Annotated in this window: 1 protein-coding gene; it reads left to right on the forward strand. The window is 29.1% G+C overall.

Features of this window, described 5'->3' with window-relative positions; translation table 11 throughout:
- Positions 1–14: 14 nt before the first annotated feature.
- The coding region (locus CD032_RS05590; RefSeq protein WP_142382130.1) for a helix-turn-helix domain-containing protein at positions 15–523 on the forward strand (509 nt) is incomplete at its 3' end.

The raw sequence follows: 523 nt of genomic DNA on the forward strand, positions 1-523 counted from the left end.
AAGAAGGATATAGTATGAAAAATGTAATTCAAAAATTAAATTTAAATTGTTCTCCTAGAACATTATTGATTAACTATTATAAATTTAAGAAGCATGGAATAAAGGTGCTTTTACCAATTCAGAGAAATAATACCTACTCAAATGAATTTAAGCTTAAAGTTGTGCACGAATATATAAATGATGGCCTATCTTTAACTGATTTAGTAGTTAAATATAATATCCCCACTACTTCAACTGTAAACAAATGGATTTCAAAGTATTTGTCGGGTAAAATATTAAAAACATATTCTCCAAAACCCGAGGTGTATCAATTGAAATATAAATCATTAACATTTGAAGATCGTGTAGAAATCGTTGATTATTATATGAATCATGGCCAATCGTATAAGACAACAGCAAATCATTTTAACATCAATTATAGCCAAGTATATAACTGGGTAAAAAAGTACAACTTGCATGGATATGATGGGCTTAAAGATGGACGTGGAAAAGGGAAACCCCAGTCTATATTAACACCTGAAGA

The organism is Staphylococcus cohnii subsp. cohnii (genome assembly GCF_002902365.1).
In the GTDB taxonomy this organism is placed as follows: Bacteria; Bacillota; Bacilli; order Staphylococcales; family Staphylococcaceae; genus Staphylococcus; species Staphylococcus cohnii.